Source organism: Macrococcoides caseolyticum, from assembly GCF_002902665.1.
In the GTDB taxonomy this organism is placed as follows: Bacteria; Bacillota; Bacilli; order Staphylococcales; family Staphylococcaceae; genus Macrococcoides; species Macrococcoides caseolyticum.
The window spans coordinates 20,981-47,348 of the sequence record NZ_PPRM01000018.1; the positions used below are offsets into that span (position 1 = coordinate 20,981).

Genomic DNA, 26,368 nt, shown 5'->3' on the forward strand with positions numbered 1-26,368 from the left:
TCACATGTCAGTAAAATGGGAAAAACAAGAAGGTAACGAAGGGGTATTAACAGTAACAGTTCCAGCTGAAGAAGTTAATGCTGGATTAGATAAAGCGTTTAAAAAAGTTGTTAAACAAGTAAACGTACCAGGTTTCCGTAAAGGGAAAATGCCACGTCCGATGTTCGAACAACGTTTTGGTGTAGAAGCATTATACCAGGATGCATTAGATTTCATCTTACCAGATGCCTATGCTGCAGCTGTTGAAGAAGCTGGAATCAACCCGGTTGATCGCCCAGAAATCGATATCGAGCAAATGGAAAAGGGTAAAGAATTAATCTTTACTGCTAAAGTTACAGTTGAACCTGAAGTAGAACTTGGAGATTACAAAGGTCTTGAAGTGGAAAAAGAAGATACTGAAGTAACTGAAGAAGATTTAAATAAAGCAATCGAAGCTGATTTAGCACGTAAAGCTGAATTAGTCGTTAAAGAAGAAGGCGAAGTTGCTGAAGGCGACGTTGTTAACCTTGACTTTGATGGTTATGTTAATGAAGAAGCATTCGAGGGTGGAAAAGCTGAAGGATACGATCTTGAAATCGGATCAGGTCAATTCATCCCTGGGTTTGAAGAACAATTAGTAGGAACTAAAGTTGGTGACGAAAAAGACGTTACAGTAACGTTCCCTGAAGAATACCACGCTGAAGAATTAGCTGGTAAAGAAGCAGTATTTAAAGTGAAAATTAACGAAGTAAAATCTAAAGAAGTACCTGAATTAGATGATGAAATGGCGAAAGAACTAGATGAGTCAGTTGATTCAGTAGATGCATACAAAGAGAAATACAAAAAAGATCTTCAAGAACAAAAAACATTACAAGCAGAAAACAACATGAAAGAGCGTTTAATTGCTCAAGCTGTTGAAAATGCTAAAGTTGATATTCCTGAAGCGATGATCAATACAGAATTAGACCGTATGATGCAGGAGTTTGAACAACGTATTGCACAACAAGGTTTAAACTTAGAGCTTTACTATCAATTCTCAGGTCAAACTGAAGAGCAACTTAAAGAAAGCATGAAAGCTGACGCTGAAGCACGTGTTAAAACTAACTTAACATTAGCAGCGATTGCTAAAGCTGAAAACATCGAAATATCTGATACAGATGTAGATGCTGAACTTTCTAAGATGAGCGAACAGTTCGGATTATCAGTAGATGACATTAAAGCTGCTCTTGGTAACGGTGAAGTTTTAAAAGACGACTTACGTATCCAAAAAGCAATCGATGTTCTTGTTAAAGAATCAAAAGAGAAATAAATTGTAAAGAGATACATTACCGTTAAAAGACACGGCGACTCCTGCTTTTAAGGAATTTCGTCCGTGTTTTTTAATTTTAGTTTAATCATTTGCAATCAATGTAAATGTTTAGTATATTCTTTTAAGAATAGGGGTGTTAAGAGTGTATAATAACGAAGATGAAAACTTAAAATGTTCTTTCTGCGGAAAAGATCAAGATCAGGTTAAGAAACTAGTCGCAGGAAGTGGCGTATATATATGTAATGAATGTATTGAATTGTGTTCAGAGATTGTAGCTGAAGAGCTGAAGACTGTTGAACATGAAGAGATTACTGAAATTCCAAAACCACACGAAATGATGGCGTTACTGGATGCTTATGTTATTGGACAAGACAAAGCGAAAAAAGCCCTGGCAGTGGCGGTTTATAATCATTACAAACGTATATTTAATCCATTGAATGATGAAGATGGTGTGGAAATACAAAAGAGTAATATCGCATTAATCGGACCAACGGGTAGCGGAAAGACTTTACTTGCTCAAACTTTAGCGCGTTCGCTTAATGTACCATTTGCAATTGCAGATGCAACAAGTCTTACAGAAGCAGGTTATGTAGGTGAAGATGTAGAGAACATCTTACTGCGCTTAATTCAGGCAGCTGACTTTGATGTTGAACGTGCAGAAAAAGGTATTATCTATGTCGATGAGATCGATAAGATTGCCCGTAAATCTGAAAATACATCCATCACACGTGATGTCAGTGGTGAAGGCGTGCAACAAGCATTGCTTAAAATTTTAGAAGGTACTGTTGCGAGTGTACCGCCACAAGGTGGAAGAAAACATCCAAACCAAGAGTTCATACAAATAGATACAACGAATATTCTATTTATTTTAGGTGGCGCATTTGATGGTATCGACGAAGTGATTAAGCGTCGTTTAGGAGAAAAAGTGATTGGTTTTACCGGTATTAAAGAACAAGGTATCGATGAGGCAACATTATTATCACAGATAAAACCTGAAGACTTACAAAGCTATGGTCTTATTCCGGAGTTCATTGGTCGTATACCAGTTGTTGCGAATCTAGAGCAGCTAGATGTTGGTGCACTGAAGAATATATTGACTCAGCCTAAAAATGCACTAGTAAAACAATATAAGAAGATGCTTGAAATTGATGATGTTACTCTGGAGTTTACAGATGAAGCATTAACTGCAATCAGCGAACTTGCAATTGAACGCAAGACTGGTGCACGTGGTTTAAGATCAATCATCGAAGAAAGTATGCTGGAAGTTATGTTCAGTATTCCGTCAAGAACAGACGTTAAAAAGGTGATTATTACTAAAGAGACAATAGAAGACGGCACATCTCCAGAGCTTTATAATACGGAAGATGAACTTATAAATACCGAAGTTACGTCAGCATAAACAATGAAGAGAATGTAAACAGTACATTCTCTTTTTTGTATGATTTCATGTATAATAGATGAGATGAAAGAAGAGGAGACGACAATGAATATAAATCCAAATAATGTAGAAATAATTATTAGTGCGGTGAAACCTGACCAATATCCTGACACAGGATTGAAGGAGGTTGCATTAGCGGGACGCTCGAATGTTGGGAAGTCATCGTTTATCAATACGATGATTGGTCGAAAGAGTATGGCGAGAATTTCTTCAAAGCCTGGTAAGACTCAGACGTTAAACTTCTTTAATATTGATGAACAACTTGTCTTTGTAGATGTGCCAGGGTATGGTTATGCCAAAGTCTCTAAAACTGAAAGAGAACGCTGGGGCAAGATGATCGAGACGTATATCACTACTCGCGATAATCTTGCGTGTGTGATTCAGCTTGTCGATATACGTCATAATCCTACTGAAGATGATCGTTTGATGTATGATTTTTTGAAGCATTATGAAATACCGACAATCGTTATTGCGACTAAAGAAGATAAGATACCTAAAGGTAAGATCCAAAAACATCTAAAGATAATTAAGCAGGATCTCGATATGGATTCATCAGATACGTTAATTAGCTATACAGCTTTAAGCAAAGATAAGAATCCGATGATTTTTAATGCAATCGAGAAATATCTATAAATGTGAATTTTTTATGAAATCGAGCAGAATTAAAGCATAAAGGGAACGAAATGTTATAATAGAAACAATGGCAAAAATGGGGGCGTTAATATGCATATTGTTGTTGTGAGTGTTAATCACAAGACAGCAGATGTCAGCTTGAGGGAGAAGCTGACATTTAGTGAATCATCAATTCAGCAGGCATTATCTGCTTTGATTAATCAAAAATCAATACTAGAAGGTGTCATTCTTTCTACATGTAACCGCACAGAAATCTATGCTGTTACTGACCAGGTTCATACCGGTAGATACTACGTAAAATCATTTATGTCTGAATGGTTTGATGTTGATATCGAAACGATTAAGTCTGTGACGGATGTAAAGGTTGGTAATGAAGCAATCCATCACCTTTTCAAAGTGATCACAGGACTGGATTCAATTGTACTTGGTGAAACACAGATTCTTGGACAAATTCGAGATAGTTTTCTGCTTGCACAAAGTGAAGGTACGACCGGGACTGTTTTTAATAAGTTATTTAAAGATGCAATTACGCTTGCAAAGCGTGCACATGCTGAGACAGATATTTCTTCAAAGGCAGTATCGGTAAGTTATGCAGCTGTGGAATTAAGTAAGAAAATATTAGGTAAGCTTGAAAATAAGAAAATATTGATTGTTGGTGCTGGTGAAATGGCTGAGCTGGCATTACAGAACTTAGTTGGCTCGGGAGCAACAGACATTACGGTCATCAACCGTACAGCTGAGAAAGCGAAATCGCTTGCAGATCAGTATGGTGGTCGTCAAGTATCGTTGCAAGAACTTCAATGTGCGCTTATTGAAAGTGATATCGTCATCTCTTCAACGAGTTCACAGGAATTTATCATCACGAAACCAATGATGCAGGATATTATGAAGTTGCGTAAGAATAAGTCGCTTGTCTTAATTGATATCGCAGTACCACGTGATATCGACCCTGAAGTAAACGATATCGATCTTATCTTTAATTATGACGTGGATGACCTAAAAGGTCTGGTCGATGCCAATCTAGCAGAACGTGAACGTGCAGCGCAAGTGATTTATACGATGATCGATAAACAAGTGATATCTTTTGTAGATTGGATCAATATGCTGGGTGTGGTACCTGTTATTACTGCTTTACGTGAGAAAGCATTAAGGATTCAAGCAACAACTATGGATAGTATCGATCGTAAGATGCCTAATCTTTCTGAGCGCGATCGTAAGGTAATCTCAAAGCATATGAAGAGTATTATTAACCAGATTCTTAAAGATCCAATTTCACAGGCAAAAGAAGTGAGTGGTTCTGAGAATAGAGCAGAGGAACTGCAGTTTTTCCAGGAGATATTCAATATTACGAATGAAGTCGAAAGTATAAAGAACAATGAGCCGGAAGTTCGTCGTTCAAAAAACAGTTTTGTCTTTAATCCTGAGCAATAGGTGATGGAATGAGTGAATTACTATTAATGCGTATGCACGAAGCAATACTTATCATATATATGATAAGTATTGCTTGTTATTTCCTTGATTTCGTCCAGAAATCAAATCGGATTAAACAAATAGGCTATATACTTTTATGGCTAGTATTCGTCCTGCAAACTGGCTCGATTTTATTGTTCAGAGTCGTCGTAGGGCGGATGCCTTTTGAAACTTTAACAGAAGGTTTTTATTTTTACACGTGGCTGATTATATTACTTTCTATCATACTTTCACGTTTTATCAAAACGGAGTTTTTTGTGTTTATGATGAACTTGATTGGTTTTATCTTTATGATGATCCATACGTTTCATCCTGCTGAATTCTATCAAGATACGACGGTCTCACATATGATGAATGAACTCTTATGGATACATGTCACGCTTGCAATTATCAGCTATGTAATGTTTTTAGTTTCATCTTTACATGCGGTATTATATATTGTGCAGATGAACTATTTAAAGAAGAAGAAGTTTAACCAGAAATTCTTTAGAATTAGTGATCTTTCAAGCCTAAGTCAACTGGCGTTTTTGTTTGCAATTATTGGTTCAGTCTTCTTATTGATTTCTCTAATATTAGGGATATACTGGGGATTATCCTTTGAAGGTAATGCCATATGGTATGATTCTAAAGTAATCGGCTCTCTTATATTATTGACTGGATACTTTATCTATATTTATCTCCATCAGCAGATGCGCCTGCAGATGCGCCTGCTGATGGATATCAATGTTATGCTCTTTTTGATGTTGCTAATCAATTATCTGGTCGCTTCAAGATTTTCTGGTTTTCATCAGCTATTCTATTAGGAGGCAGTTATGAGAAAAATTATTGTTGGTTCAAGAAGAAGTAAACTAGCACTGACACAAAGTCAGCAATTTATTGATCAGTTAAAGCGCAAGCATCCGAATCTTGAAATAGAGATTAAGGAGATTGTGACTAAAGGAGATCAGATTGTGAATGTCCAGCTCTCTAAAGTTGGAGGTAAAGGTTTGTTCGTTAAAGAAATTGAACAGGCACTTTATGATGGTACAATCGATTTTGCGATTCATTCACTGAAAGATGTTCCAAGTGTGTTACCTGAAGGGTTAACACTAGGGTGTATTCCAGTACGAGAAGATGCACGTGATGCATATATTGCAAAGCATCATATTCCGTTACATGAATTAAAACCGGGAAGCATTGTAGGGACATCTTCTTTAAGACGTGGGGCACAATTGTTGGATCAATATCCACATCTAGAAATTAAATGGATAAGAGGCAATATTGATACACGTCTTGCAAAACTTCGTGACGAAGACTATGATGCAATTATTTTAGCTGCAGCAGGACTTAACAGAATGGGATGGGATAAGTCTATTGTTACTGAATATTTAAATCCTGAACTGATGTTACCTGCGATTGGCCAGGGTGCATTAGGCATTGAATGCAGAAGCGATGATGCAGAAGTTTTAGCACTATTAAAATCAGTGCATGATGAAGAGACTGAACTATGCACAGAAGCAGAAAGAACATTCTTGAGATTGATGGATGGGAGCTGCCAAGTACCAATTGCAGGTCATGCAACGATGGTTGGCGAGTCGATTGAGTTTACAGGTCTTATTATGAGTCCAGACGGAAAGGAAAAATACAAAGTTACACATAGTGGTGGTAATCCGATAGAAATTGGTACCCAAGTGGCAAAAGCGATGGAACAAAACGGAGCAAAAGCCATTATTGAAACTTTAAATCAAGACATATAAAAAGGATTGATTAAAATGAAGCCGGTTGTATTGAACACAGGAAGTCGTAATGAAACATATAAAGGGTTGACAGTACTGCACAAACCATTGATTAAAATTTGTGCGCTGCCTTTAGATGAAACGATCCGTGCACAATATGACTGGCTTATTTTTACGAGTAAAAATGCGGTTACATTATTTTTTGAAATGTATCCATATATAAAATATAAACAAGTCGCAGCGATAGGGACGAAAACAGAAGAGGCACTTTCCAATCTGAATATTAAGGTAGATTATGTTCCGAGCCGCTTTCAGCAGGAATATTTCTTAGAAGATATGGACACGCGCTTTCAAGATAAAACGATTTGTCTACCTGTTTCAAAAAAAGCAAGACCATTGATGTTTGAAACTTTGAAAAATATCGCTATTGTCGATAAAATAGAATTATATGAACCACAGCCACATCTTGATAATGTCATGTGTGTTCACCAGATGATTCGTAGCAGAAATATCGACTGGATATTGTTTTTAAGTCCTTCATCTGTCCATGCATACTTTCAGTATTTTTCTTTATCAGAAGATATACGTGTTATGGCGATTGGACAAGTTACGAGTGAAGCGTTACAAAAGTATAATGTACCCCATGTAATTAGTGAGCAGGAAACATTGTACGCTATGTATGAAACAATTAAAAAATTAGATTAAAGGCAGGTATAAATAATGAATTTTGATCGTCACAGAAGATTAAGAAGTTCAGTCAATATGCGTAATATGGTTAGAGAAACAGCGTTACATAAACGTGACCTTATTTATCCGATATTTGTAGTAGAAAAAGATGATATAAAGAAAGAAATCCCATCTATGCCAGGTATCTATCAGTTGAGCCTTAATATTATGGATGAAGAAGTGCACGAAGCTTACAAATTGGGGATTCGCGCGGTTATCCTATTTGGTATTCCTAACCATAAAGACGCATGCGGAACAGGTGCTTATGATGATGAAGGAATCATTCAAAAAGCAACACGTAAGGTAAAATCTCTCTATCCAGATATGCTTGTACTTGCTGACACATGTTTATGTGAATACACAGATCATGGTCATTGTGGTGTATTAGATGAGCATACACATGATGTCATCAACGATGAAACGTTACCATTACTCGTCCAGACCGCAGTTTCTCAAGCAAAAGCGGGTGCCGATATTATTGCGCCAAGTAATATGATGGATGGCTTTGTTACAGAAATACGTAAAGGATTAGATGAGGCAGGTTTTGTTAATATCCCGATTATGAGTTACGGTATTAAGTATGCATCTGCGTTCTATGGGCCTTTCCGTGATGCAGCAGAAAGTGCACCGAGTCATGGTGACCGTAAGAGCTATCAAATGGATCCAGCGAATCGTCTTGAAGCAATGCTTGAACTTGAAAGTGATTTAAAAGAAGGCTGCGATATGATGATTGTTAAACCTGCACTCTCTTATTTAGACATTATTCGTGATGTGCGTAACAACTCGAATGTACCGATTGTAGCATATAATGTTAGTGGTGAATATTCAATGACAAAAGCAGCTAGTATGAATGGCTGGGTTGACGAAGAGCGTATCGTAATGGAACAGATGCTTTCTATGAAACGTGCAGGTGCCGATATGATTATAACGTACTTTGCAAAAGACATTTGTAAATACTTAGACGAAGGAGAATACTAATGGATTATTCAAAATCAAAGCAAGCATTTAAGGAAGCAGTCAATTTGATGCCAGGTGGTGTAAATAGTCCGGTCCGTGCGTTCAAGAGTGTAGACATGGATCCTATATTTATGGAGCGTGGGAAAGGTTCTAAAATCTATGATATTGATGGCAATGAATACATCGATTACGTTCTAAGCTGGGGGCCGTTAATTTTAGGTCATGCAAACGATACTGTAACGGGTGCATTAAATAAAGCTGTACTAAATGGTACAAGCTTTGGTGCGCCTACAGAACTTGAGAACAAAATGGCGGAACTTGTAATTGAACGTGTACCTTCAATTGAAATGGTTCGTATGGTTTCAAGTGGTACTGAGGCAACACTAGCAGCACTTCGCTTAGCTAGAGGATTTACCGGTAAAAATAAAATTTTAAAATTCATCGGATGTTACCACGGTCATAGTGACTCATTACTAATAAAAGCAGGAAGTGGTGTTGCTACGTTAGGGTTACCAGATTCTCCAGGAGTCCCTAAAGGTACTGCAGAGAACACGATTACGGTTCACTATAATGATTTAGATGCTGTTAAGCTTGCATTTGAACAATTTGGAGATGATATCGCCGGTGTCATTGTAGAACCTGTGGCTGGCAATATGGGCGTAGTACCTCCAGTTGAAGGCTTTTTAGAAGGCTTACGTGAGATTACAACTGAACATGGTGCATTATTAATATTTGATGAAGTAATGACTGGTTTCCGTGTAGGTTATAACTGTGCTCAAGGTTACTTCGGTGTTATTCCGGACTTAACGTGTTTAGGTAAGGTTATCGGTGGTGGATTACCAGTAGGTGCATTTGGTGGGCGCAAGGACATTATGGAACATATTGCGCCAAGTGGCCCGGTATATCAGGCAGGAACATTAAGCGGAAACCCGCTTGCGATGACTGGGGGTTACTATACATTAAGTCAATTAACACCTGAAAGCTATGAATACTTTAACCATTTAGGGGATATGTTAGAAGCAGGCTTAACGGATGTATTTGCTAAACATAACGTACCGATCACGATTAATCGTGCTGGTAGTATGATAGGATTTTTCTTAAATGAAGAAAAAGTGACAAATTTTGAAATTGCTTCTAAGTCTGACTTAAAATTATTCGCAGCCATGTACAAAGAGATGGCTAACAATGGTGTTTTCTTACCACCTTCACAATTTGAAGGAATGTTCCTGTCGACTGAACATACTGAAGAAGATATTCAGAAAACAATCAATGCTTTTGATAACTCTTTAACTGTCATTTTATAAATTAAAATTAAAATAATGTTTCAAGTTGTGATTAATAGGATATAGATTGGTATGTAGATGAAACAAACTGCATAATAGAATCTGGAGGTCGTTATTATGACGAACAACAACAACAGAAACGAAAAAGAAAATGAAGTTATCTATGATTCATCTAAGAATAGACATGAAAATGTAACCCATCAAGCAGATGGAGATACATACAGAAACGGTGAAAAAGTTCGTGAAGGTGAACATCACGATAAAGTGGTTGCAGACCGAGATAATGTAGAACACGAGAAGAAAAGTAATCCGTTGAAATGGATTTTACCTTTGCTACTTCTTCTGATTCTAGTACCTTTGTTATTCAAGTTCTGTAATGATAATAAAGATGCTGAAGAAGATGTAAAGACAGAACAAAAAGCAACAACTGAAGCGCCTACAACTGAAAAAGCTACAGAAGAAAAAACTTCTGATGCACAAGTAAAATCATTTGATTTAGCATCAATCGTTAACTTTGATCTAGTAGCTTAAAGTGTTGCTTAAAATCTAAGACATATGTCTTAGATTTTTTTTGAGCATGTTAGTATAATTATTATACCTAGATATGGTATGATTTGTATGAAGAAGGCAGGTGATTCTTTGAACTACATCATTATTTTTATCGCGAGTTTACTAACGGGGCTGATCCTAAGTGCTGTTCATGTTATTTTGCCATGGTTATTCGGTCCGATTATTGCCACAGTTCTACTAAAAAAATTTACTTCAAGAGAATATCGATGGCCAAAATGGTTAAGCGAAATCGGATTATATATTCTAGGAGCTCAGATTGGAGCATCTTTTACGAAAGAAATTGTAGCTGATATTCAGGATGAATTACTGTACATCATATTAATAAGTATCTTCGTTATTTTGTTAGCTATAATGATATCTTTTGTATTAAAGCGTTTTTTAAACTGTTCTCTTGAAACTGCAATCTTAGCTTCGATACCAGGTGCACTTAATCAAATGATCGTGATGGCAGAAGAGAATAAAAATGCCAATCTATTGGTCGTCACTTTAGCGCAGACTTTGAGAATACTGATTGTTGTATTGACTGTACCATTCATCTCTTCTTTGCTTCCGGAAGGTGTACATCGTGCGACAATATCCCAGACGCCTTCCATGGTAGAGGCACTAAATATGCAAACCATTCTATTGTTAATAGGTGCGATGGTAATTGCAGGTTATCTTTATAGATGCATACATTTTCCTGTACCGGATATGATGGGTCCGATAACTGTCCTGATGATCTGGAATTTAACGACCGGAATAAATTTTATGATTCCTACCCCACTAATTATTCTGGCTCAAATGTGTTTTGGCATTCGTATTGGATTACAGCTCTATGACCTTTCTTATCAAATTAATCGACAGCTATTTATTGGTGTGCTGATTCAGAATCTACTATTGATTATAGGGACATTCATAATTGTGTATATAATGAATCTTTTTATGCATGAGAGTTTTAATGACCTGTTTTTAAGTGCAGCGCCAGGCGGTATGGCTCAGATTATTATTGTCGGACTGGAAACAGGAGCGAACGTAGCGATGATTTCAAGTTATCATATTTTCAGGATTTTTATTATTTTGCTGGTGGTAACACCATTACTATCCATCTATCTCAATTATAAAGCGCGTCATATTTGAATATAAATTGACAATATATCATGAATCTAATACAATTATTTTAAGTTCATATTATATCAGGAAGAGTAGCGGATGCGTATTTATAGAGAGTGCATGGTTGGTGAGAATGCATAGTGCAATTTTGTGAAGGTAGCCTGGAGCGTTTATTTGCTGAATAAAGTAGGTTAATACGTGTAAGAGCGTTAATCTTTTGAGTGCAGTAGCAATACTGAATTTAGGTGGTACCGCGGTAGATCCGTCCTATAATTATAGGATGGATTTTTTTATTTGAAATTATTGAGTGGAGGTATAATAATGGAAACGAAATATAACCCAAATACAGTTGAAACAGGTAGATATAAAGAGTGGGTAGAGAAAGAATTATTTAAAGCAGAAAGTAATAGCGACAAAAAACCGTATACAATTGTGATTCCACCACCAAACGTAACAGGAAAACTACATATCGGACACGCGTGGGATACAACATTACAGGATATCATTACACGTATGAAACGTATGCAAGGTTATAATACGTTATATTTACCTGGAATGGACCATGCGGGTATTGCGACGCAGGCGAAGGTAGAAGCAAAATTACGTGAGGAAGGTGTCAGTCGTCACGACATCGGACGTACTAAATTTTTAGAGCATACGATGGAATGGAAGGAAGAATATGCAGGATTTATTCGTCAACAGTGGGCAAAGCTCGGTCTTGGACTAGACTATTCACGTGAGCGCTTTACATTAGACGAAGGATTAAGTGAAGCGGTTAAAGAAGTGTTCGTTAAGATGTACGAAAAAGGTTTAATCTATCGTGGGGAACGTATCATTAACTGGGATCCTGTAGCACGTACAGCATTAAGTGATATTGAAGTTATTCATGAAGAAGTTGAAGGTGCGTTCTATCATATTAACTATCCTTTAGCTGATGGTTCAGGATTTATCGAAATTGCGACGACACGTCCTGAGACGATGTTAGGCGATACTGCGGTTGTCGTTCATCCAGAAGATGAGCGTTATAAAGAAATGATTGGTAAAAATGTAATCTTACCGATTATGAATCGAGAAATTCCTGTACTTGCAGATGAGTACGTTGAGATGGACTTTGGTACTGGAGCAATGAAAGTTACCCCTGCACATGATCCAAATGATTTTGAAATTGGGAACCGCCATAATTTAGAGCGCATCAATGTGATGAATACTGATGGTTCGATTAATCAGTTAGGCGGTAAATATGAAGGATTGGATCGTTTCGAATGTCGCAAGCAGCTTATCGCTGACTTAAAGGAAAGCGGTGAACTTGTGAAGGTTGAACGTCATATGCATCAAGTCGGCCATTCTGAACGTAGTGGTGCAGTTGTAGAGCCTTATCTTTCAACGCAATGGTTTGTTAAGATGGCACCGCTGGCTGAGCAGGCATTGAACAACCAGAAGACAGAGGGACGCATTGAATTCGTTCCGAATCGTTTTGAAGGCACATTTAACCGCTGGATGGAAGGCATTCATGATTGGTGTATTTCTCGTCAGTTATGGTGGGGACATCAAATTCCAGCATGGTATCATAAAGAAACAGGTGAACTTTATGTAGGTAAAGAAGCGCCTGCAGATATAGAGAACTGGACACAGGATGAAGACGTATTAGATACGTGGTTCTCAAGTGCGCTTTGGCCATTTTCAACACTTGGCTGGCCAGATACTGAGACGATTGACTATAAAACGTTTTATCCGACGAATGTGCTCGTAACGGGGTATGATATTATATTCTTCTGGGTAGCACGTATGATCTTCCAAGGATTAGAATTCACAGGAAAACGTCCATTTGATGATGTGTTAATCCATGGATTAGTACGTGCAGAAGATGGTCGCAAAATGAGTAAGTCTCTAGGTAATGGCGTTGATCCAATGGATGTTATCGATCAGTACGGTGCAGACAGCTTACGTTATTTCTTAGCGACAGGTTCTTCACCAGGACAAGATTTACGTTACTCGACTGAAAAGGTTGAAGCAGCATGGAACTTCATCAACAAAATCTGGAATGCTTCACGCTTTAGCTTAATGAACATTGGTGAAGATTTTAAGGCTGAACATATTGACTTATCTGGTAAGAAATCACTAGCTGATGAGTGGATTTTAACACGCTTAAATGAAACTATTGCAGACGTTACGCGTCTTGCTGAGAAGTATGAATTTGGTGAAGTAGGTCGTGTGCTGTATAACTTTATCTGGGATGAATTCTGTGACTGGTACATCGAAATGAGTAAGATTCCGATGAACGGTGAAGATGAAGTGCAAAAACAAATGACGCGATCAGTATTAGCATATACGTTAGATTCAATTATGCGTATGTTACATCCGTTTATGCCGTTTGTAACTGAACATATCTGGCAGAACTTACCGGTAACAGGTGATTCAATTGTTACTGCAAGCTGGCCAGTGGTGAAACCTGAACTATCAAATGAACAATCTAAACGTGATATGGAGCAGTTGATGGAAATTATTCGTGCTGTTCGTAATACACGTAGCGAAGTGAATACGCCGATGAGTAAACAAATTCCGATGATGATTAAGACAAATTCTGAAGCCATTTCAGAGCGACTAGAAACAGAACGTCCGTTTATTGAGCGATTCTGTAATCCATCTATATTAACGATTTCGACGGATGTAGAAATTCCTGAAGAAGTGATTACAACTGCGGTGACAGGAGGATCTGTTATTCTGCCGTTAGAAGGATTAATCGATATGGAAAAAGAAATTGCACGTCTTGAAAAAGAACTTGAAAAATGGCAGAAAGAACTAGAACGTGTCGATAAGAAGCTAAGTAATGAAAAGTTTGTCGCGAAAGCGCCAGAGAAAATTATCAATGAAGAAAAAGAAAAGCAGGCACTATATACAGAGAAATATAATAGTGTTCAGGAACGTCTAAACCAATTGAATAGGAAGTAATCACTATGAATTATTTAGAGAGTTTATATTGGATACATGAACGCTATAAATTCGGTATTAAACCTGGTGTAAAACGAATGGAATGGATGCTCGATAAACTCGATAATCCACAGCACAAGATAAAGGGTATTCATGTCGTAGGTACGAATGGAAAAGGGTCGACTGTAAGCTATCTTAAAGATGCACTTATAGCTAACCATTATGAAGTCGGTACATTTACAAGTCCATATATTGAAACGTTTAACGAGCGTATCAGTTTAAACGGTCAGCCGATATCTGATGAGGAAATCGTGCAACTCGTTGAAATTGTGAAGCCGGTAAGCGAGCAGCTGGAAGTAGAAACAGATCTTGGTACTGCAACAGAATTCGAGATTATTACGATGATGATGTTTGTTTATTTTGGTGCTGTTCATCCTGTAGACTTTGTAATTGTTGAAGCAGGACTTGGAGCAAAGAATGACTCTACAAATGTATTTACACCGGTCATGTCGATATTAACATCGATTGGGTTAGATCATACAAATATTATCGGAGATACTTATATAGATATCGCTAAAGAAAAAGCGGGTGTCATTAAAGTTGGAGTACCGTTAGTTTATGCGGTTAAGAATGAAGATGCACAGGAGTATATCAATAGTGTCGTCGCTGAAAAGCATATTAAAGGCATCAAGCTGGACAGAGATATTCAAATCGTTCAAAAAGGGGATGAGTTTACATTTCGATATAAATCCTACGAACTTGAGGCGATTGAATTGAAGATGATCGGTACGCATCAGCAGGAAAATGCAGCGCTCGCAATTGCTACATTACTTGAAATGTATGATAGAGGTATGCTTCTTCTGGACTTTAATAAAATGATTCATGCAATTGAAGATACAACTTGGACCGGTCGTATAGAGAAAATCCAGGAGCATCCTACAATTATATTGGATGGCGCACATAATCTTGAATCAATTGAAGTGTTAGTTGATACGATGAAATCTCATTATGCAGGTCATAAGATTGATGTGTTGTTCTCCGCAATCGATGGAAAACCGATCGGTCGCATGTTAAAGTCTCTGGAAGAAATTAGTGAGCACTTCTATGTAACATCATTTGATTTTCCTAAAGCGCTGCCGCTTGACACTTTATATGAACATGTCGAGCATGATAAACGAATTAAAGTAAAAGATTACGCAGATTTTATCAGAAACTATGAAGGTGATGTACTGCTTGTAACAGGAAGCCTGTATTTTATTAGTGCCGTAAAAGATAGATTAAGACAATAAATCTTGTTAAAAAAATAAACTTTCGGAAAATGTAGGAATCAAGAGATTCATGCATTGCCGAAAGTTTTTTGTATTCTGAAGAAAAAATACATTTAAAATCTGAAATTTTTGAATGTACTTTATAAATTAGGGAATGCTAACAAAAAGGGGGGAATTGTATGAATTTTAAATTAAAGATGCCACATACATATTTACTACTGCTTATAATTGTCTGTCTCGCAACTTTCATGACATATATCATACCTGCTGGAGAATTTGAACGTCAGAAAGTAGAAGACCGAACAGAAGTTATCAATGGTTCCTATCATCATGTAACGCAATCACCAGTTGCACCAATTGAGATATTTAGGTCTATTCCGAACGGTCTAATAGAAGGTGGAGAGATTATCTTCTATATATTTATCGTCGGTGGAGCTTTTGGTATTATACATCGTACCGATGCCATTACTACTGGAGTCAACGCATTAATGGAACGTGTCGGTCGTCATGGAAGATGGCTGATTCCGATTACGATGATTATGTTTAGTATTCTTGGGTTTTCAATTGGTCTCAGTGAAGAGACAATTATATTTGTACCTATCGGAATTGCATTAGCGACAGCACTAGGATATGATGCCATGGTTGGAGCTGCAATGATCGCTCTAGGTGCAGGGATTGGATTCTTAGGTGGCATGATTAATCCATTCACGGTCGGAATCGCACAAAGTATAGCGGAAGTGCCGTTATTTTCTGGGTGGGGCTATCGTACTTTGATTTATTTGCTTGTCTTATTTACGGGCATTCTTTATGTAATGCATTATGCTAAGAAAGTTAAGGCGCACCCTGAAAAAAGTTTATTATATGATGTGAACGTAGAAGAGAGAAGAACAATGAGTGATGATGTGCTCGATACTAAATTTGATTCTTTTAAAAAGCGTCATGCTGTTATCTTAGTGATTCTAGCTGCAACGATAATTATCAATGTTTATGGTATATTCAAGTTTGGCTGGTTTTTAACACAGATGAGTGCAAACTTTCTAATTATGGGTATTGTTGTCGGAATCATTGGAGGACTCGGGGTTAACGGGACATTCGATGCATTGCTTGAGGGTATGAAGGATATTCTGTTTGGTGCGATGATTGTAGGTTTTGCTAAGGCTATTGTTGTCGTACTCACTTCTGGCAAGATTATTGATACAATTGTTTTTCATATGACAGATTTTATCGACCATCTACCTGCTGCCTTTTCAGTAGTCGCAATGTTCTTAACACAGCTTATACTGAACTTCTTTATCCCTTCTGGTTCAGGCCAGGCGATGACTACAATGCCGATTATGGTGCCTATCAGTGACCTTCTGGGGATTAATCGGCAGGTTGCCGTTATGGCGTTCCAATATGGGGATGCCATCAGTAACAATATCATTCCGACAAGTGCCAGTCTTATGGGCTTATTGGCAGTCGCTGGTATTCCATATAATAAGTGGCTGAAATTTGTCTGGAGAATTTCTGCAATATGGGTTTTGATATGTCTTGGAGGACTGATACTTTATATGTATCTATAAAAAATAAAATATTACTAAAATTAAAAAACTGCATATAATTTATGCAGTTTTTTAATTTTAGTCTAGAAATTTTTTAATAGATGTATCAAAATCACAGTTATTTTTAAAAAATGGACTTTTTACAGGATTTATTTTTTGTTATATATTATAAGCGAAAGTGAGGTGAATTATGACAGTCATCATTTTTTTGCTCGGTGCGTGCTTTAGTTCTTTTATAAGTTGCATCAATGACCAGAACAGTTTATTCCGTCGTTCTAGGTGTCTTAAGTGTCATCATAAACTATCAGCTAAAGATTTGATTCCAGTCATTTCATATTTTATGCTAAAGGGACGTTGTAAATACTGTAGCATACATATACCACCTGAATTGTTATGGGGTGAACTACTGATGGGTGCTGCTTTCGTATATATATTTTCCTTAAATAGTATAATTCATATTAATATCGCACTTACAATCACAATTTTTTTGATCCCGCTTTCGATCATTGATATTGAAACATACACCATCCCTAATCAGTTGCTTACGTTATTCTTTTCTTGCTTAATGATAGGTTATACGTATCTATTTATCTTTCATAGCGAAACAATTTCCGAAATCAAATTTGAACATATTATGATCAAATTGCTGATTATTCTGCTTCTGCATATATTCTTCTTCGTAACAAAAAGCATCGGATATGGAGATATCAAACTTTTCGTAATTTTACTTATTTTTCTGCCAATCCCTTATTACATTGCAATGTTCTTTATGACATATCTAATTGGAGGTTTTGCCAGCATGGTATTTTTATCCTATAAAAGAAATTTAAAAAAGATTCCGCTTGTTCCATTTATTGCTGCAAGTTTCTTTGTGGTGATGTATTTGTACCAGGATATTAAATATATTTATTTTGGAGGGTTTGTTTAATGCAGATGATTACACTGGAATGTGATAAACCGAGAGAAAGACTTTTAACTTATGGTGCTGCACAGCTAACAAATCAAGAACTACTCTCTCTTATTATTGGCAGCGGTGTTCGAGAAGAAAATGTTTATACGGTGGCACAGCGCTTACTGGAACATATAGGTCATATTGGAGACTTAAGATATATGACATTTCAGGAGCTGATTACAATTAAAGGCATAGGCCAGAAGAAAGCAGCAATGATTCTTGCTATCATAGAACTTGCCATAAGAATGCATACGCATACGAAAGAGACAAGGATAAAAGTGAAATCACCTGCATGTGCAGCAAATTTATTGATGGAACGTCTGCGTTATATGACTCAGGAACATTTTATCGTATTATCACTGAATACAAAGAATATCGTGATGCATGAATCAACGATATTCATCGGTTCACTGAATGCATCTATTGTACATCCGAGAGAAGTATTTAAGGAAGCGGTTAAAAGAAGTGCAGCAGCAATCATTGTTGTGCATAATCATCCTTCTGGAGATCCAGAACCGAGCTATGAAGATATAGAAGCTACAAAACGTTTGATTAAATGTGGAGAGATCTTCGGGATAGACGTACTGGATCATATTATTATAGGAGATGGTTATTATGTCAGTATAAAAGAAAAGGGGATACTTTAATGGGACTTGATATGTATTTCTATGTTGAAGATAAAGTCACACGTGAACGTATAGAACTGGCCTACTATAGAAAGTTCAATGCATTGCACGGATATTTTGATAAGAAATATAAGCTGGATAATCCTGGACAATGTGAAGTGACAGCTGACGACCTATTTTATTTATTGAGCGCAGTAAAAGCTATACAGTCTCGTCCTAGTGATGCACCTATGAGACTTCCGTATTATACAGGGCCGTTCTTTGGTTCATATGAATACGAAGCGATATATTTTGATCACATTTCTCAGCTTCATAAAGACTTAAAGCGCTTAATATTAATAGATAAAGGAAAGTATCAAATTTTGTATCTTGCAGATTACTAAAATTCGATTTTCGAAATTTATTCATATAAACTATTGAAATTTTCAGAAGATTAAATTATGATGGAAATAACTTAAAGAGAAAGGAGGAAAATAAGATGAACAAATTAATACATTTTGTATTGATACAACAAGAAATTCAATATTTTCCTCGTGCAGCGCATAAATTTATGTGATTGCAGGGAGATCTCTCTAGATATAAAAGCGCACATGCTTTCATTTTATGGGAGTGTGTGCTTTTTTGTGTTTAAGGAGAAAGGAGATGGAATATGTTTGATGTTTTAAGTAAGTTAAGCTGGTTTTTTAAACAGGAGAAGAAACGTTATATTATTGCGATCATCGTTTTGTTAATAGCAAATGTAGTTGAAGTCATTCCGCCATGGCTGATTGGTCAGACGATAGATGCAGTTAATTTGAAGACGTTGAACGCATCAACGTTTAACTGGATAATGCTTGTCTTCCTAATTACGATTATCCTTAGTTATGTCATCAATTTCTTATGGCGTTATCTACTCTTTAATGGATCCCAGCTGCTCGAAAGTATAATGCGCAGAAAGTTGATGGCAAAGTTTCTGACGATGAGTCCGGGATTCTATGAGAAAAACAGAACAGGTGACTTGATGGCCAAAGCGACAAATGACTTAAGTGCAATTCGTATGACTGTTGGTTTCGGAATATTGACATTAGTCGATAGTACGACTTACATGATTACAATCATTGCAACAATGGCAGTCCTTGTATCCTGGAAATTAACGTTAGCCGCATTGTTGCCGCTTCCATTTTTAGCGATAATAGAGCAGAAACTTGGTAAGATGATTCACGAACGTTATATAGTGAGTCAGGATGCATTTGGTGAAATGAATGACAGTGTACTTGAGTCTATAGAAGGAGTAAGGGTGTCAAAAGCGTTTGCTCAGGAAGAAAATTTAAATGAACGCTTCCGTCGTATGACGACAGATGTAGTAAATAAATTTATCCATGTAGAGAAACTTGATGCGTTATTTAAGCCGCTTACTATTATTATTACTGCTTTAAGTTTTATGATTGCACTAGGGTATGGAAGCTTTCTCGTCAATCAAGGCGAAATTACGGTAGGCGCATTGATTTCATTTAACGTCTATTTGAATATGCTTATATGGCCAATGTTTGCAATTGGTATGCTCTTTAATATTATGCAGCGTGGTAATGCGTCATTGGATCGTGTGATGGAAACGTTAGATGCTCAGGATACCTTAATGGAACCGATTGACCATGTAGTACCTGATGACCATAATGTAGCATTTGAAGCAGTGACGTTCCAATATCCATCGAGCGAAACAGTCAATCTATCGAATATTTCGATTCATCTGGACACAGGAGATACTTTAGGGATCGTTGGTCCGACTGGAAGTGGAAAGACGACATTAATTAAGCAGATACTAAAAGAATATCCACTTGGACGAGGTGTGATAACTTTAGGAAATGTCAATCTGGATCGATTAACAAAAAAAGAAGTAAGAGATAAAATTGGTTACGTATCCCAGGAAAACATCTTATTCTCAAGGACAATTCGAGAAAATATTAAGTTTGGTAAAGACGATGCGACAGAGGAGGAAATCGCTGAAGCTATACGCCTTGCAAACTTTAATGAAGATATTAAACGACTGCCATCTGGTCTGGATACATTGGTAGGAGAAAAAGGGATAGCGATATCTGGAGGTCAAAAGCAGCGTATATCGATTGCACGTGCGATGATTAAAAATCCAGATATTCTTATACTTGATGATTCTTTAAGTGCTGTAGATGCAAAGACAGAAACAGCGATTATCGAGAATATAGAATCTTCACGTAAAGGCAAGACAACCATTATTTCCACGCATAGACTTTCTGCTGTACAGCACGCCGAGCATATTGTCGTGCTGGCTGAAGGAGTCATTGTACAAGAAGGTACACATGATGAATTAATTGCACAGAATGGATGGTATAAAGAACAGTTTGATCGACAACAACTAGGAGGTGAGTCGTCATGAGTACGACGAAACGTCTCTATCATGAAGCAGTAAAAGAAAAGAAATTATTTATTGCAGGTTTTATCATTCTTTTCTTTGCGGTCGTTACTGAATTGTTAGGTCCTGTAATAGGAATGTACATTATCGATCATCATATCAAAGATGCAGGTGAAACAATCAATATGCAGCCTATATTGCAGCTGCTTGGATTATATTTTCTTATTGCTGTAGTCTATGCAATTATGAGCTATTATCAGACAATTGTCTTTCAGACAGCGGGTTCAAATGTTATAAAGCATCTACGAACGAACTTGTTTGAACATATTCAGAAATTACCGATAAAATATTTTGATAACTTGCCCGCTGGAAAAGTTGTTGCAAGAATAACGAATGATACTCAGACGATCCTTGAACTTTTTACAGTGATGCTTCCAACATATATCGCAGGTTTTGCAAATATTTTAGGAATTATTATAGTCATATTCTATTTTAATGCAAAAGTAGGATTGCTGGCACTGATTGTTGTACCATTACTGTTTTTCTGGCTGATGCTCTATCGTAAGATTTCAGATAAGTATAATCATATTGTTCGTGAACGAAACAGTGATATGAATGCGATGCTGAATGAATCGATCAATGGGATGACGATTATTCAGGCTTTTAATCAAGAAGCGAAGATACAGCGTGAATACGACGAACTGAATAAAGAGTATCTGAAGAACTATGAACGAATTATTAAGCTGGATTCATTAACGAGTCATAATTTGATGGGCATTATACGTTCTGCGGTGTTTTTAATCATGATTTATATATTTGGTCAGTCATTCTTATCGAATGAAGCGACATTAACAGCAGGGATGATGTATATTCTTGTAGATTATTTGACGCGATTATTTAATCCAATGTTCAATATCGTTAATCAGCTAAGTGTATTAGAACAAGCACGTGTATCAAGCAATCGTGTGTTTGAAATGATGGATGAAACGCCGGAAATCATCGAACAGGGTGAACTGTTGATAACACGTGGAGAAGTAAAGTTTCAAAATGTATCATTTGGCTATAAAAAAGATGAACTTGTCCTTAAAGATATTAATATCCATGCAGCACCTGGACAGACAATCGGTTTAGTCGGTCATACAGGTTCAGGTAAAAGTTCTATAATGAACCTGCTCTTTAGGTTCTATGATCCAACTGAAGGGCAGATTCTAATCGATGGAGTAGATACGAAGTCGGTGACAAAAGCGTCCATGAGAAGTCGTATGGGTATCGTCCTACAGGATCCATACTTATATACAGGCACTATCCTAAGCAACATTACGTTGGGAGATAACCGTATATCACGCCAAACTGCAGAACATGCATTAATGCGTGTAGGCGGTCATCGAGTACTGCAGTCGCTGGAGCAGGGGATCGACACAGAAGTGGTGGAACGTGGTGCGACATTATCGAGCGGACAGCGTCAGTTAATTTCGTTTGCACGTGCGCTTGCATTTGATCCGAAAATATTAATACTTGATGAAGCGACAGCTAGTATTGATTCAGAAACTGAAGCGATGATTCAGCAGGCCATGGATGTATTAAAGAGTGGTCGTACAACATTTGTTATTGCACATCGACTATCTACAATCAAGAATGCAGATCAGATTCTCGTGCTGGATAAGGGTGAGATTATTGAGCATGGTACGCATGACGAATTGATTGCACTTCAAGGTCAATATGCTAAAATGTATGCATTACAATCAGGTAGGTAGAGACATGCTTATAATTAGCAGGATGGATGAAGAAAGTGCACGAACTATAAGTTTATGGAATTTTGGAGAAACATATGCATCCTATAACCTGAATGGCGAGCAAAGTGCCATTCAGGAATTTTTGAATGGACATTATTATATTGTATATAAGGATGATGATATATTTGGATTTTTTTGCGACGGTGAGAGTGCCCAAGTCGATTTTATGATGACAGATGCTTATGTTATTGACTTTGGTTTCGCACTGAATCCAAAATTTATCGGTCAAGGTTATGGCAGGTCATTTATTAAGATGATCATGCACTTTTATCATGAATATCAAGATATCTGTCATTTCAGACTTACAGTGGCATCATTTAACACGAGAGCGATTTATTTATACCATCGTATCGGATTTGAATTTAATAAGGAAATATCGATGATTGAAGATGGAACTCTCACAAAATTTTACGTAATGTCTCGTGATTTCCATCTTAAGACGGATGAAGCTATCCTTGTTTTACATTATAGTTATGTAAGAAAGTAGGGGATCCGAATGTTTAAATTTTTGAAAGGAATAATAAAATTAATATTGATTGTGACTGTATGTATCATGATATATTTGATTATACAGCTCAATCCTTTTACTAATAGTCCGAATCAATCAGGCAGCGAAAGCGACGCAGTGACATACAACCTGGAAGATAATGCATTATTTAGAAATATTCCTTTATCTCAAGTTAAAAATGCATTTAATTTCATGGATAAGCAGGAGTTTATGGCAGTATCGGGTTTAACTTTAATGGGATATAACGATGAGTATCTGGCTGGTAAGCGTGGTAATGATTATATTCTCTACCGATTTGGGGAACAGCAGGTCTTCGTCTTTCCTGATGAATATACATTAAATCAGGCATTAACAGAACGCAGTCAAAGAATTGAATTAAAGGATATTTCATCCTATTAATGGTATGATAATTATACCATTAACATAACTTGAACTATGCATAGAAAATGTATGTTGTTTTCTGTATAGTTCTTGTTTTTTTATAAACAACTTAATATAGCTTAGAATATTATCATACTTACGTCCCACACTGTGAACTAGGAGAATATATGAAACATAATCACTTTATTTTGATTCTACTTATCCCTGTCTTTTTAATATTAACTGCATGCACTAACCATAAAATAGCTAAGGCACAGCATCCTATTGTTGAAATACAGAAGTTATCACATGTTGATCTGACGACTTATTATGTAAGTTCGATGACGCTTGAAGAAAAGATAGCGCAACAGCTTGTGCTGGGCTTTGACGGCACGGATTATAATGCAGCTTTAAAAAGATATTCCGCTCGCAATATTGGTGGTGTTATTTTGTTTAAGAGAAATATAGTGAATGAATCTCAGTTAACGCAACTGAATCGGGATATCTTTCACAATACTGCTAATATACCGATGTTTATCGGAATAGATCAGGAAGGAGGTAGAGTAAACCGATTGCCGGCTTCTATACAAAATATTGAATCCGCCTATACGATAGGTTTATCGCATGATAAACAGTATGCATATCAGCAAGGTAGATATATTGGAGAAAATGTGAAACGTATGGGATTTAATCTGGATTTTGCACCTGTACTGGATATTTGGAGCAACCCAGCGAATAAAGTAATTGGAGATAGAAGCTTTGGTCACGATGCACACATGGTTTCGGGAATGAGCCGTTCGTTTCGTCAAGGAATAACCGAGACAGGAATCATTACGAGTGGTAAACATTTTCCAGGGCATGGAGATACAGTTTCAGACAGTCACGAGACACTTCCTGTGAGCAATAAATCACTTGATGAGCTTATGAAGTTTGAACTGATTCCTTTCAAACAACATATTGATGATGGCATCGATATGCTGATGGTCAGCCATATTTCATTTCCAGATATCGATAATAAGTATCCGGCATCTATCAGTAAAGAAATTGTGACCAATATATTAAAGAAGAAGCTCGGATATAAAGGCGTTATCATTTCAGATGATCTAAGTATGGGTGCAATCAGCGATCGCTATTCCTTGAATGAAGCAGTTGTTCGTGGGTTGCAGTCGGGTGAGACAATCATGCTTATCGGAAGTGATGCTGTAGATGTTAATACACTGATTCAATATGTCAGATCAAATGTTGAAAACGGCAATATAGATAAAAAAATAATTGATGAAAATAATGAAAAAATAATCAGATTAAAGCTTAAATATGGTATCTTATAATATATTGAATATTCTATAATGAGGTGTTAATGTTGCCTAATTTCTACAAAAGAAATAAACTGGTCTTTATTTTATTTGGGCTGATTGTCTTTATCGTATTAGTCGGTGTCTCTTTAAAAGAGCGCTCAACTTCTACAGCAGAAGCATTTGCTGGAGATACGGTTGCAGCTGGTCAGCGTATTGTATCTTATCCTGCCATGTTTATAGCATCGAACTTCAGTGATTTAATACATATGTGGGATGCTAATGAAGAAAATAAGAAGCTCAAACAAAAGATAAAGGGGTTTGAGCAGGTGGAAGCTGATAACTACAGGCTTGATAAAGAGAATCAGGAATTGCGTCATGCCTTAAAGACAGAAAGTATTTCCATCTATGAGCCTGAAATTTCAACTGTCATCAGCCGGAATCATGATCAGTGGATGAATACGATGATCATTAATAAAGGAAGAACTTCCGGTTTCAAAGAGAACATGGCTGTAGTTACGACTGAAGGATTGGTCGGGCGACTAAAGAAAGTAAATAGCTACTCATCACAAGTGGAAATGATTACTTCAAGTGTTAAAGCAAGTAAAATCAGTGTCACGCTTCAGCAGGGTGCCGAAGAAATTTTCGGTATGGTGGATCACTTTGATGATAAGAAGAACTTACTCGTCATTTCTGACATTGATAATAATGTTAAAGTTAAAGTGGGAACGAGAGTTGTAACAAGTGGACTCGGAGGTCAGTTTCCTAAAGGGATTCTTATAGGGAAAGTTAAAAAAGTAGAAAATGATGAGTATGGTCTTAGTCAGATTGCGTATGTTGAAACTTCAGCAGATTTAAAAGGTCTTTCCCAAGTATATATCGCGAAGAAAAGTCCAAAAGCTGTTACGCTTGAAGGAAGTGAAGAGTAATGCAAATCATTATCTTCCCTGCTATCGGATGGTTACTGCTACTTATAAATAATTTAATCACGACATTTATGCCTATAAACTTCTTTGGATATGAGCTCTACTTTATACCGCACCTCATGTTAATATACTTGCTGGTACTAACGGTATATAAGAATCCGAAGATTGCACTGATCCTGGCAATTTTATTTGGTATTCTATGTGACATTTACATTGGTAATATATATGGGCTCTATACATTTGGATTTATTATTGCAGTGTTGCTGATGGACCAGCTCTTTAAAGTTTTCTATAAAGACTTAAAGATGATGGTTGCTTTATTGCTGTTATTTGTATTGTTATTCGAAAGCTTTAAGTTTGTAACAGTTAAGGTACTTGGGCTAGCTACAGCGGGTTATTTCGGGTTTGTGTTTGCGCACTTGATTCCGACATTGCTTATTAATTTTCTGTTTATTATCATTGTGTTTCCGATACTTCTTAAAATATTAGATAAATATACAATTTAAAATTGACTATTTACAATACTGATGATATTATATGGAAGTTGAGTAGTTTCAAGCTACATACAACCGCACAACTTTAGGTTTAAGTGAGTAATCCACCTAAAGATGGCGTGACTTATAAATAATAGGAGGTGCAA

The 26,368-nt window shown here is 36.8% G+C and carries 24 protein-coding genes and 2 other annotated features; all 24 genes read left to right on the forward strand.

The features are described from left to right. The first annotated feature begins 4 nt into the window (after positions 1–4). The 24 genes from tig (at position 5) to mreD (ending at position 26,234) form a co-directional block, all read left to right on the forward strand. Positions 5–1,288 (forward strand): trigger factor, encoded by a 1,284-nt coding sequence (tig, locus tag CD152_RS03470; RefSeq protein WP_086038907.1) that lies wholly within the window; start codon positions 5–7, stop codon positions 1,286–1,288. 142 nt (positions 1,289–1,430) lie between these two features. Then, positions 1,431–2,687: an ATP-dependent Clp protease ATP-binding subunit ClpX gene (gene clpX / locus CD152_RS03475; RefSeq protein WP_041636053.1), complete on the forward strand. Its 1,257-nt coding sequence runs from the start codon at positions 1,431–1,433 to the stop codon at positions 2,685–2,687. 84 nt (positions 2,688–2,771) lie between these two features. Continuing rightward, positions 2,772–3,359 (forward strand): ribosome biogenesis GTP-binding protein YihA/YsxC, encoded by a 588-nt coding sequence (gene yihA, locus CD152_RS03480; RefSeq protein WP_012657212.1) that lies wholly within the window; start codon positions 2,772–2,774, stop codon positions 3,357–3,359. A gap of 90 nt (positions 3,360–3,449) precedes the next feature. Beyond that, positions 3,450–4,790 carry a glutamyl-tRNA reductase gene (gene hemA / locus CD152_RS03485; protein ID WP_086038906.1) on the forward strand — a complete coding sequence of 447 codons (1,341 nt, stop codon included), beginning with the start codon at positions 3,450–3,452 and terminating at the stop codon, positions 4,788–4,790. A gap of 8 nt (positions 4,791–4,798) precedes the next feature. Next, a complete protein-coding gene (gene ccsA, locus CD152_RS03490; RefSeq protein ID WP_086038905.1) occupies positions 4,799–5,632 on the forward strand; it encodes a cytochrome c biogenesis protein CcsA in 834 nt (277 codons plus the stop codon). A gap of 9 nt (positions 5,633–5,641) precedes the next feature. After that, complete coding sequence (hemC, locus tag CD152_RS03495; RefSeq protein ID WP_012657209.1) at positions 5,642–6,565, forward strand: hydroxymethylbilane synthase; 924 nt, start codon at positions 5,642–5,644, stop codon at positions 6,563–6,565. A gap of 15 nt (positions 6,566–6,580) precedes the next feature. Beyond that, entirely contained in the window at positions 6,581–7,249 is a 669-nt protein-coding gene (locus tag CD152_RS03500) for a uroporphyrinogen-III synthase (RefSeq protein WP_101035132.1), read from the forward strand. A gap of 15 nt (positions 7,250–7,264) precedes the next feature. Then, positions 7,265–8,248, forward strand: coding sequence for a porphobilinogen synthase (gene hemB / locus CD152_RS03505; RefSeq protein ID WP_101035133.1), 984 nt, complete (start codon positions 7,265–7,267; stop codon positions 8,246–8,248). Continuing rightward, positions 8,248–9,531 (forward strand): glutamate-1-semialdehyde 2,1-aminomutase, encoded by a 1,284-nt coding sequence (gene hemL / locus CD152_RS03510; RefSeq protein WP_012657206.1) that lies wholly within the window; start codon positions 8,248–8,250, stop codon positions 9,529–9,531. The genes hemB and hemL overlap by 1 nt, the downstream gene beginning before the upstream one ends. 96 nt (positions 9,532–9,627) lie before the next feature. Next, positions 9,628–10,041 carry a hypothetical protein gene (locus tag CD152_RS03515; RefSeq protein WP_103214406.1) on the forward strand — a complete coding sequence of 138 codons (414 nt, stop codon included), beginning with the start codon at positions 9,628–9,630 and terminating at the stop codon, positions 10,039–10,041. A 108-nt stretch (positions 10,042–10,149) separates the two neighbouring features. After that, the gene (locus CD152_RS03520; RefSeq protein WP_240592384.1) at positions 10,150–11,196 is read left to right on the forward strand and encodes an AbrB family transcriptional regulator; all 1,047 of its coding nucleotides are present in this window, start codon (positions 10,150–10,152) and stop codon (positions 11,194–11,196) included. Between the two features lie 42 nt (positions 11,197–11,238). Continuing rightward, positions 11,239–11,442: a binding site (T-box leader), on the forward strand. A 42-nt stretch (positions 11,443–11,484) separates the two neighbouring features. After that, positions 11,485–14,118 carry a valine--tRNA ligase gene (locus tag CD152_RS03525; RefSeq protein ID WP_103214424.1) on the forward strand — a complete coding sequence of 878 codons (2,634 nt, stop codon included), beginning with the start codon at positions 11,485–11,487 and terminating at the stop codon, positions 14,116–14,118. A 5-nt stretch (positions 14,119–14,123) separates the two neighbouring features. Continuing rightward, positions 14,124–15,386, forward strand: a complete 1,263-nt coding sequence (locus CD152_RS03530; protein WP_012657202.1) for a bifunctional folylpolyglutamate synthase/dihydrofolate synthase — start codon at positions 14,124–14,126, stop codon at positions 15,384–15,386. A gap of 158 nt (positions 15,387–15,544) precedes the next feature. Beyond that, the gene (locus CD152_RS03535) at positions 15,545–16,927 is read left to right on the forward strand and encodes a YfcC family protein (RefSeq protein WP_103214407.1); all 1,383 of its coding nucleotides are present in this window, start codon (positions 15,545–15,547) and stop codon (positions 16,925–16,927) included. 169 nt (positions 16,928–17,096) lie between these two features. Continuing rightward, positions 17,097–17,834, forward strand: coding sequence for a prepilin peptidase (locus tag CD152_RS03540; RefSeq protein ID WP_101057063.1), 738 nt, complete (start codon positions 17,097–17,099; stop codon positions 17,832–17,834). Continuing rightward, positions 17,834–18,505 (forward strand): RadC family protein, encoded by a 672-nt coding sequence (radC, locus tag CD152_RS03545; protein WP_012657199.1) that lies wholly within the window; start codon positions 17,834–17,836, stop codon positions 18,503–18,505. Before CD152_RS03540 ends, radC begins: the two co-directional genes overlap by 1 nt. After that, the gene (locus tag CD152_RS03550) at positions 18,505–18,867 is read left to right on the forward strand and encodes a hypothetical protein (RefSeq protein ID WP_041636050.1); all 363 of its coding nucleotides are present in this window, start codon (positions 18,505–18,507) and stop codon (positions 18,865–18,867) included. Before radC ends, CD152_RS03550 begins: the two co-directional genes overlap by 1 nt. 266 nt (positions 18,868–19,133) lie before the next feature. Further along, on the forward strand, positions 19,134–20,873 hold the full coding sequence (locus tag CD152_RS03555; RefSeq protein WP_012657197.1) for an ABC transporter ATP-binding protein: 1,740 nt from the start codon (positions 19,134–19,136) through the stop codon (positions 20,871–20,873). Then, complete coding sequence (locus CD152_RS03560) at positions 20,870–22,603, forward strand: ABC transporter ATP-binding protein (RefSeq protein ID WP_012657196.1); 1,734 nt, start codon at positions 20,870–20,872, stop codon at positions 22,601–22,603. Before CD152_RS03555 ends, CD152_RS03560 begins: the two co-directional genes overlap by 4 nt. Before the next feature lie 4 nt (positions 22,604–22,607). Next, complete coding sequence (locus tag CD152_RS03565) at positions 22,608–23,129, forward strand: GNAT family N-acetyltransferase (protein WP_197932705.1); 522 nt, start codon at positions 22,608–22,610, stop codon at positions 23,127–23,129. Positions 23,130–23,138: 9 nt separating this feature from the next. Then, positions 23,139–23,549: a DUF4930 family protein gene (locus CD152_RS03570; protein WP_012657194.1), complete on the forward strand. Its 411-nt coding sequence runs from the start codon at positions 23,139–23,141 to the stop codon at positions 23,547–23,549. 149 nt (positions 23,550–23,698) lie between these two features. Then, on the forward strand, positions 23,699–24,838 hold the full coding sequence (gene nagZ, locus CD152_RS03575) for a beta-N-acetylhexosaminidase (RefSeq protein WP_103214409.1): 1,140 nt from the start codon (positions 23,699–23,701) through the stop codon (positions 24,836–24,838). A gap of 29 nt (positions 24,839–24,867) precedes the next feature. Next, positions 24,868–25,731, forward strand: coding sequence for a rod shape-determining protein MreC (gene mreC / locus CD152_RS03580; RefSeq protein WP_086038895.1), 864 nt, complete (start codon positions 24,868–24,870; stop codon positions 25,729–25,731). Then, the gene (gene mreD / locus CD152_RS03585; protein ID WP_101140254.1) at positions 25,731–26,234 is read left to right on the forward strand and encodes a rod shape-determining protein MreD; all 504 of its coding nucleotides are present in this window, start codon (positions 25,731–25,733) and stop codon (positions 26,232–26,234) included. Before mreC ends, mreD begins: the two co-directional genes overlap by 1 nt. Before the next feature lie 51 nt (positions 26,235–26,285). Further along, positions 26,286–26,357 (forward strand) — a sequence feature (ribosomal protein L21 leader region). Positions 26,358–26,368: the final 11 nt, after the last annotated feature.

Excerpts from the sequence above, each read along its gene's own strand:
- tig (WP_086038907.1), top strand. The coding sequence starts at position 5 with ATGTCAGTAAAATGGGAAAAACAAGAAGGTAACGAAGGGGTATTAACA.
- CD152_RS03560 (WP_012657196.1), top strand. The coding sequence starts at position 20,870 with ATGAGTACGACGAAACGTCTCTATCATGAAGCAGTAAAAGAAAAGAAA.
- CD152_RS03570 (WP_012657194.1), top strand. The coding sequence starts at position 23,139 with ATGTTTAAATTTTTGAAAGGAATAATAAAATTAATATTGATTGTGACT.
- hemL (WP_012657206.1), top strand. The coding sequence starts at position 8,248 with ATGGATTATTCAAAATCAAAGCAAGCATTTAAGGAAGCAGTCAATTTG.
- CD152_RS03515 (WP_103214406.1), top strand. The coding sequence starts at position 9,628 with ATGACGAACAACAACAACAGAAACGAAAAAGAAAATGAAGTTATCTAT.
- CD152_RS03530 (WP_012657202.1), top strand. The coding sequence starts at position 14,124 with ATGAATTATTTAGAGAGTTTATATTGGATACATGAACGCTATAAATTC.
- CD152_RS03555 (WP_012657197.1), top strand. The coding sequence starts at position 19,134 with ATGTTTGATGTTTTAAGTAAGTTAAGCTGGTTTTTTAAACAGGAGAAG.
- nagZ (WP_103214409.1), top strand. The coding sequence starts at position 23,699 with ATGAAACATAATCACTTTATTTTGATTCTACTTATCCCTGTCTTTTTA.
- radC (WP_012657199.1), top strand. The coding sequence starts at position 17,834 with ATGCAGATGATTACACTGGAATGTGATAAACCGAGAGAAAGACTTTTA.
- CD152_RS03565 (WP_197932705.1), top strand. The coding sequence starts at position 22,608 with ATGCTTATAATTAGCAGGATGGATGAAGAAAGTGCACGAACTATAAGT.
- hemC (WP_012657209.1), top strand. The coding sequence starts at position 5,642 with ATGAGAAAAATTATTGTTGGTTCAAGAAGAAGTAAACTAGCACTGACA.
- mreC (WP_086038895.1), top strand. The coding sequence starts at position 24,868 with ATGTTGCCTAATTTCTACAAAAGAAATAAACTGGTCTTTATTTTATTT.
- ccsA (WP_086038905.1), top strand. The coding sequence starts at position 4,799 with ATGAGTGAATTACTATTAATGCGTATGCACGAAGCAATACTTATCATA.
- hemA (WP_086038906.1), top strand. The coding sequence starts at position 3,450 with ATGCATATTGTTGTTGTGAGTGTTAATCACAAGACAGCAGATGTCAGC.
- CD152_RS03550 (WP_041636050.1), top strand. The coding sequence starts at position 18,505 with ATGGGACTTGATATGTATTTCTATGTTGAAGATAAAGTCACACGTGAA.
- CD152_RS03540 (WP_101057063.1), top strand. The coding sequence starts at position 17,097 with ATGACAGTCATCATTTTTTTGCTCGGTGCGTGCTTTAGTTCTTTTATA.
- yihA (WP_012657212.1), top strand. The coding sequence starts at position 2,772 with ATGAATATAAATCCAAATAATGTAGAAATAATTATTAGTGCGGTGAAA.
- mreD (WP_101140254.1), top strand. The coding sequence starts at position 25,731 with ATGCAAATCATTATCTTCCCTGCTATCGGATGGTTACTGCTACTTATA.
- CD152_RS03535 (WP_103214407.1), top strand. The coding sequence starts at position 15,545 with ATGAATTTTAAATTAAAGATGCCACATACATATTTACTACTGCTTATA.
- hemB (WP_101035133.1), top strand. The coding sequence starts at position 7,265 with ATGAATTTTGATCGTCACAGAAGATTAAGAAGTTCAGTCAATATGCGT.
- CD152_RS03500 (WP_101035132.1), top strand. The coding sequence starts at position 6,581 with ATGAAGCCGGTTGTATTGAACACAGGAAGTCGTAATGAAACATATAAA.